6 protein-coding genes are annotated in these 7,242 nt (G+C 61.4%); 4 read left to right on the plus strand and 2 right to left on the minus strand.

Annotation, left to right across the window (positions count from 1 at the left end; translation table 11 throughout):
- Positions 1-105 precede the first annotated feature (105 nt).
- From yajC to Q8K05_RS16895, 4 genes are all read left to right on the plus strand, one after another.
- Complete coding sequence (gene yajC / locus Q8K05_RS16880) at positions 106-447, plus strand: preprotein translocase subunit YajC (protein WP_305247772.1); 342 nt, start codon at positions 106-108, stop codon at positions 445-447.
- Positions 448-534: 87 nt separating this feature from the next.
- A complete protein-coding gene (secD, locus tag Q8K05_RS16885) occupies positions 535-2,409 on the plus strand; it encodes a protein translocase subunit SecD (RefSeq protein WP_305247773.1) in 1,875 nt (624 codons plus the stop codon).
- A gap of 39 nt (positions 2,410-2,448) precedes the next feature.
- Positions 2,449-3,402, plus strand: a complete 954-nt coding sequence (gene secF / locus Q8K05_RS16890; RefSeq protein WP_305247774.1) for a protein translocase subunit SecF — start codon at positions 2,449-2,451, stop codon at positions 3,400-3,402.
- Positions 3,403-3,423: 21 nt separating this feature from the next.
- Positions 3,424-5,805, plus strand: coding sequence for a DUF1631 family protein (locus Q8K05_RS16895; protein ID WP_370868893.1), 2,382 nt, complete (start codon positions 3,424-3,426; stop codon positions 5,803-5,805).
- Positions 5,806-5,838: 33 nt separating this feature from the next.
- Here the strand turns inward: Q8K05_RS16895 and Q8K05_RS16900 are convergent, their stop codons facing one another.
- Both Q8K05_RS16900 and dprA read right to left on the minus strand, forming a co-directional pair.
- Positions 5,839-6,354: a DUF494 domain-containing protein gene (locus Q8K05_RS16900; RefSeq protein ID WP_305247776.1), complete on the minus strand. Its 516-nt coding sequence runs from the start codon at positions 6,352-6,354 to the stop codon at positions 5,839-5,841.
- Positions 6,355-6,420: 66 nt separating this feature from the next.
- Positions 6,421-7,242 (minus strand): DNA-processing protein DprA (gene dprA, locus Q8K05_RS16905; RefSeq protein ID WP_305247777.1); only part of this gene is annotated, 822 nt, incomplete at its 5' end.

A 7,242-nucleotide genomic window follows, 5' to 3' on the forward strand; every position in this document is an offset into this window, starting at 1 on the left:
CACCTTCTTGCGGCTTTGCAGCCGCATACAATGACGGGATCTTTGCTTTGGCTGTACTGGCCGGGGCGCGTGTCAGTGTCTCTTTAAATTGTTGTGGAGTTCGCCGTGTTCATTTCTTCTGCTTTTGCCCAAACCGCTCCCGCTGCCGCCGCAGGTGGAGACTGGATGTCTTCCATCACCGGGATGCTGCCGCTGGTGCTGATGTTTGTGGTGCTGTATTTCGTCATGATCCGCCCGCAGATGAGGAAGCAAAAAGAGCATCGCGCCATGATTGAAGCGCTGGCCAAAGGCGACGAAGTCGCTACCGCAGGCGGTCTGCTGGGCAAGGTCACCAAGCTTGCCGAGGCTTACCTGACGCTTGAGATCGCGCCCGGCGTTGAAGTGCAGCTGCAGCGCAGTGCCATCGTCCAGGTGTTGCCCAAGGGCGCCATCAATACTTCCAAATAAGGCCATAGCGGCCCAACGCCGCATTGAGGCCTGCTGAGGCAGCCGGGCCTTCCCTTTGTTCATACGCCCACCAGGAACTGCCCTCTCATGAATCGATATCCGGCCTGGAAGTACGCCATCATGGCGGTTGCGCTGCTGATTGCAGCCCTGTACACGCTGCCCAACTTTTTCGGCGAAGCGCCTGCGGTGCAGGTCTCAAGCAGCAGGGCCACCACCAAGATTGACCTCACGACCCTGGCCCGGGTGGAGCAGGCGCTGAAAGATGCCGGCATTCCGGCGGACGCCATCACGCTGGACGGCACTTCCGTCAAGGCGCGCTTTGGCAATACCGATACGCAACTGAAGGCGAAAGATGCAGTCCAGAAGGCGCTGTCGCCCGATGCGGCTGACTCGGCTTATGTGGTGGCGCTCAACCTGCTGTCGCGCTCGCCTGCCTGGCTGAGCGCGCTGCATGCCTCCCCCATGTACCTGGGCCTGGACCTGCGCGGTGGCGTGCACTTCATGCTGCAGGTGGACATGCAGGCGGCCTTGACCAAGCGGGCCGAGTCCCTGGCTGGCGATCTCCGTTTGTCGCTGCGCGAAAAAAATATCCGGCACAGTGGCATCAGCCGCAACGGGCAAGTCATTGAGATCAAATTCCGCGATACCGAAACCCTGACCGCCGCCAAAGGGCTGATGCAGGACCAGTTTCCGGACCTCCAGTCCGTTGATGCGCCCGATGGCACCGAGTACAAAATGACCGCCAGCATCAAGCCCGAGGCGGCGCGCCGGGTACAGGACCAGGCGCTCAAGCAGAACATGGTGACGCTGCACAACCGGATCAACGAGTTGGGCGTGGCCGAGCCGGTGATTCAGCAGCAGGGCACAGACCGCATTGTGGTGCAGTTGCCCGGCGTACAGGACACGGCCAAGGCCAAGGACATTCTTGGCCGCACGGCCACGATGGAGATGCGTCTGGTCGAAGACAGCGCCGAGGCGCGTGCTGCCGAAAACAACACCGGCCCCGTGCCTTTCGGGGCCGAGCGTTACTTCGAGCGCAACGGACAGGCCGTGATTGTCAAGAAACAGGTGATCCTGACCGGCGAAAACCTGACCGATGCCCAACCTGGCTTTGATTCGCAGAACCAGCAGCCCAAGGTGGACCTGACGGTGGACGCCAAGGGCGGGCGCATCATGCGCGATGTCAGCCGCGAAAACATCAAAAAGCGCATGGCCATCCTGCTGTTCGAAAAAGGCAAGGGCGAGGTGCTGACCGCACCGGTCATCCAGAGCGAACTGGGCAACCGTTTCCAGATTTCCGGCTCCATGAGCGTGAGTGAGGCCAATGACCTGGCGCTGCTGCTGCGCGCGGGTTCGCTGGCCGCACCCATGGAAATCATTGAGGAGCGCACGATTGGCCCGACGCTGGGTGCCGACAACATTGCCAAGGGTTTCCAGAGCGTGGCATGGGGTTTTGTGGTGATCGTTGCCTTTATGGCGTCTTACTACATGCTGTTTGGCCTGTTTTCGGGCCTGGCGCTGGCCGTCAACTTGCTGCTGCTGGTCGCGGTGCTTTCCATGCTGCAGGCCACCTTGACGCTGCCGGGTATGGCGGCCATGGCGCTCGCGCTGGGCATGGCGATTGACTCCAACGTACTGATCAATGAACGCATACGCGAGGAATTGCGCAGTGGCGCTTCTGCGCAGGCGGCCATTCATTCCGGTTATGAGCGGGCGTGGGCGACCATTCTGGACTCCAATATTTCAACCTTGATCGCGGGTCTGGCCTTGCTGACGTTCGGTTCGGGTCCGGTGCGCGGGTTTGCCGTGGTGCACGTGATCGGCATTTTGACCAGCATGTTCTCGGCGGTATTTTTCTCGCGCGGCCTGGTCAACCTCTGGTATGGCCGCCAGAAAAAGCTCAAGACGATCTCCATCGGAACGGTGTGGCGTCCTGACGCCTCCGGCACCGTGTCGAAATAATCCGCCCTTTTTTTTCGCGCTGCCTTCCAAGGACCCCAGATGGAATTTTTCAAAATCCAACGCGACATTCCGTTCATGCGGCATGCCCTGATTTTCAACGCCGTCAGTTTTGCGACCTTTGCGCTGGCTGTGTTCTTTCTGTTCTCCCGCGGGCTGCACCTGTCTGTAGAGTTCACCGGCGGCACCCTGATGGAGGTGAGTTACACGCAGGCCGCCGATGTCGGGAAAATCCGCAATACCGTGGCAGGATTGGGCCTGACCGATGTTCAGGTTCAGAATTTCGGAACTTCGCGTGATGTGATGATCCGCTTGCCGGCGCAAAAGGGCGTGAGCACGGCCCAGCAAGGCGAAACAGTGCTGGCGGCGCTGAAGGGCGTCAACAGTGACGTGACGCTGCGCCGCACGGAGTTTGTCGGGCCGCAGGTGGGCGAAGAGTTGGCACAGGATGGTCTGAAGGCGCTGGCGATGGTGGTGTTCGGCATCATGGTCTACCTCGCATTTCGCTTTGAATGGAAATATGCGGTGGCGGCCATCATTGCCAATTTGCATGACGTGGTCATCATTCTTGGATTTTTCGCCTTTTTCCAGTGGGAGTTTTCGCTCGCTGTGCTGGCTGCCGTGCTGGCGGTGCTGGGCTATTCCGTGAACGAATCGGTGGTTATTTTTGACCGGATTCGCGAGAATTTCCGCCGTTACCGGAAGATGAATACGCAACAAATCATCGACAATGCGATTACCTCCACCATCAGTCGCACCATCATCACCCACGGTTCCACCCAGATCATGGTGTTGTCCATGCTGCTGTTCGGCGGGCCCACGCTGTTTTATTTCGCGCTGGCCCTGACCATCGGTATTTTGTTCGGCATTTATTCGTCGGTGTTTGTGGCGGCCGCTATTGCGATGTGGCTGGGCATCAAACGGGAAGATCTGGTCAAGGGTCCGGCCAAAAAAGAGGAAGACCCGAACGACCCCAATGCAGGGGCCACGGTGTAAGCTGGTTTGTAATTGTTCAAGGTGGTTGTGGCTTCAAGTACCGATAGAAACACTGTTCTGGCAGATCAGGCGCGTGCGTTATTCACAGAGCGCGCCAGACGGGTGTTGCCGGAGTTAGCCAAAAATATCGGCGACAAGCTCGCGGCCATGGCCGAGCAGCCCGGCAGCGCCCGTGACGTGCAGGAGCAGCGCGACGCCTTGCTGGCGTTCCAGAAAAGTGGTCCGGTTTGGGTTCAGTGCACCATCAGCGCCTGGAGCACGGCACAAACCACGCCGCGGGTGGCGGTGCAATCCAGGTTTTCCGACTCCAGCAAATTCGAGCTGATGGGCAACGAGGTGATGGAGAACCAGATCCTGGCCTCCCGCCTCGCGCTGCGCCTGCTGGATTTTGCGAGTTGGGAGCTCAATGACCTCCGGCTCCGGATACAGCATCTCGAGGCTATTTCCGAACTCCATAAAGACGACATTTTTCGCCCCGAAGTGCTGGCGCGGCACATGGCTGAGCAGTGGACGGATGCCTCTTTGCCGCGGGATTTGTGGATGACGGTGCAGGACCTGATCCAGAAAACCATGGCCGAGCGCATGCGGGATGTCTACCACGCGACCAACGAATTTCTTGTTCGGCAGGGCGTGATGGCTGAAATTGATCTGCGTCCGCTGGTCAGGCGCACGCCTTCAGCGATCACCGCGAATTCCGCTTTCAAGGGCAGTCCTGAGTGGGCACCGGGACGAACACCGCCTGCCGCCGGCGTGGGGGACGGAATTGGCGGCGCTGCGTCGGGGATGGATGGTTTTGCGGCCAGCGCGCCTGCCGGCGATGCGGTGGGCGGCAGGGCCCAGGCGTCCCGCAGCGCAGGCAACCCGGTCTTCGACGAAACGCGCATGCAGACGGCCACCACCCCCTTGGCCAGGGCGCGCATGCGGGCCCAAGGCGTGATGGGGCACCTCAAGCGGCTGCTCTCGAGCCAGGTTTCGGGCTTCGATGACCCCGGGCCGAGACAGGCTTCGGCGCCGCTTGTAGACGCCATGGCCAGCATGCAACGGGCGCAAGAGACGGGGGCGGAGCATACCTTGCTCGCTGACCCACAAGGCCAAGTCTATGGCCAGGCGCATGTGGACCAGGCCATGGGCGCACTGCGCGCGCGTACCGGCGCACTCAAGCAGGCTGCGGCCACCACGTCCGAAAAAGCAACCATCGAAATTGTGGCCTTGATGTTTCAGAGCATTCTGGCCGAAGACCGGATTCCGGCGGGGATTCGGGTCTGGTTTGCCCGCCTGCAAATGCCGGTGCTGCGTCTGGCGATTTCCGAGCCCGAGTTTTTTGGATCGCTGCAGCATCCGGCGCGCCGCCTGATTGACCGCATGGGCTCCTGCGCGCTCGGTTTCGATGTGACGGTGTCGGGCGGCGCCATGGAGTCCGAGATCAAGCGGATTGTCCAGGTGATCGAGCAATACCCTGAAACCGGGCGCCGGGTATTCCAGCTGGTCTACGACGAGTTTGACAAGTTTCTTTCCAGGTTTCTCTCGGAACAAGGCAGTACCGCGCGCGTGGTCAGCGTGGCCCAGCAGGTCGAGCAAAAAGAGACCATGGCGATCCAGTACACCATTGAGATGCGCAACATGCTCAATGACATGCCGGTGCGCGACGGGATTCGTGAGTTTCTGTTCAAAATATGGGCCGAAGTGCTGGCCATCGCAGCCATGAAAAACGGCCCGCAGCACCCGGAGACCATCACGCTCAAGCGCGCTGCTTCCGACCTGGTATGGGCCGCCAGCGCCAAACCCAACCGGAGCGATCGGGCCCGCGTGATTGCCGACCTGCCCAAGCTGCTGCAGCTTCTGCGTTTGGGCATGTCGATGATTGGCCTCGAAACACCTGAACAGGACCGGCAGCTGAAAGCCATCAGCGACACGCTGGCGGATGCGTTCATGTCGAAAACCGACGCCATCCCGATGGAGCGGGTCGAGGTCATGGCCAAGCGGCTGGCGAACCTGGAAGAGTATTTATCCGATGAGGATGTCGGCGACTTGCCGCTGGACATGGACAGCCTGGTGACGATGATAGGCATTGACTCTGCCACCGTTGAGGTGATCACCGATGGGGGCAGCCAGCCCACTGAAGCCATGCGCGCCTGGGCCAGGGAGCTGCAGCTGGGCGCCTGGTTCAGCCTGGACCACAACGGCAAAGTCAGCCATGTGCAGTTTGCGTGGTGCAGTGATCGCAAGCAGCTGCATCTGTTTGCAGCGGTTGACGGCCGCAACTTTTTGATTCAGGCCCGCCGGCTGGCGGCTTACCTGCAGGCAGGACTGCTGGTTCCCACAGAGGAAGAAGCCCTCACGGTGCGCGCGACCCGCGATGCGCTGGCCAAGCTGCACGCGAATCCGGAGCGCCTGCTCGGATAGCGCGCTCGCAGGGTCAAGGGTGGTGTGGGGTCCTCAGTGCGCGAGACGAAACTCCGTGTCGTCACACAGTTCGTCAAGCACCAGCGCATCGGGCTCTTCGCCAAAACTCCAGTACACCATGAGCACGATGATTTTCAGGTCGTCCAGCGTCACCGGGTCGCCCGGTGCCGCCATGGCGCGGTCGATGACGATTTCGCGCATGTGGGGTGGCAGCACGCCGGATGACTCCAGAAAACTCACAAATCCCAGGCTTTGCGCACCCAGGTGCCCCTGCTCGGCCACCGAGTACACACGAAGGCTGTCAGCCGATTGCGGCTGAATCCCCGACAGGCTGGAAACGGGCTCGGCCAGCCCCGGAGACGCCTTGGCCGGCAGGCAGATTTGTGTCACCTGGGCGGCGATATTCAGGCCGTCAAGCCAGACCAGCGCCTCCTGAATTTCATCGGCGTCAAATCCTGCTGCGGTGAGTTTGCGACCCAGTCGCTGAAGTTCCGGGCAGGCGTCGCCTTGCCAGTAATTCTCGTAAACATACACCAGTACTTCAAACATGGCCCCAATATAACGCAGATAGGGGCTGCAGTGTCAAGCGGACCGACGGGGGCTGGGCGGTCTGCTTCAGCCTGCCGCCAGGCGCTGAAACAAGCCGCCCGGCAAGCGTGCGACCTGCCCGTTCAGTTCGAGTTCAAGCAATTGCGCCTGCAGCCGGGCGGTGTCCAGGCCGGTCCGCGCCTGCAAGGCATCCAGACTCACGGCATCAAAGCCCAGCGCCTCCAGCAGCGGGCCATCGGCAGGCCGCTCTGAGGCCGCATCACCGCCACAGGCCGACTGCGACGGGCTGGCCCCGCTTTCGGCCAACCCCTTGACGGGAAGGTTTAGCTCTTCCAGCACGTCTTGCGCCAACTCCACAAGCTTGGCGCCCTGCTTGATCAGCGCGTGGCAGCCGCGTGACTGGGGTGAGTGGATCGAGCCGGGTATGGAAAAAACTTCCTTGCCCTGTTCGGCCGCCAGCCGCGCCGTGATCAGCGAGCCCGATTGCAGCGCCGCTTCAACCACCAGCGTGCCCCGGGACAGCCCGGAGATGATGCGGTTGCGCTTCGGAAAGTTGGCGGTCAGCGGCGGCGTGCCGAGCGGAAATTCGCTGATCAGCATGCCCTGCCGGGCAATCCGGTGGGCCAGCGCGAGATGGCGTTTGGGATAGACCCGGTCCAGCCCTGTGCCCACCACTGCAATCGTGTCGCCACCGCCCAGCATGGCGCCATCGTGGGCGGCGCCATCAATGCCCAGGGCCAGCCCCGACACCACGCACAGCCCGGCGCCGCCAAAGGCCCTGGCAAATTGCCGGGCGTTGGCTTCGCCCTGGGGCGTGGGGTTGCGACTGCCCACGATGGCGAGCTTGACGGCTGTTGGTTGTGTAGCTGCTTGCGCTTGCCGGGCAAG

The organism is Polaromonas sp. (assembly GCF_030682935.1).
Taxonomy (GTDB): Bacteria; Pseudomonadota; Gammaproteobacteria; order Burkholderiales; family Burkholderiaceae_C; genus Polaromonas.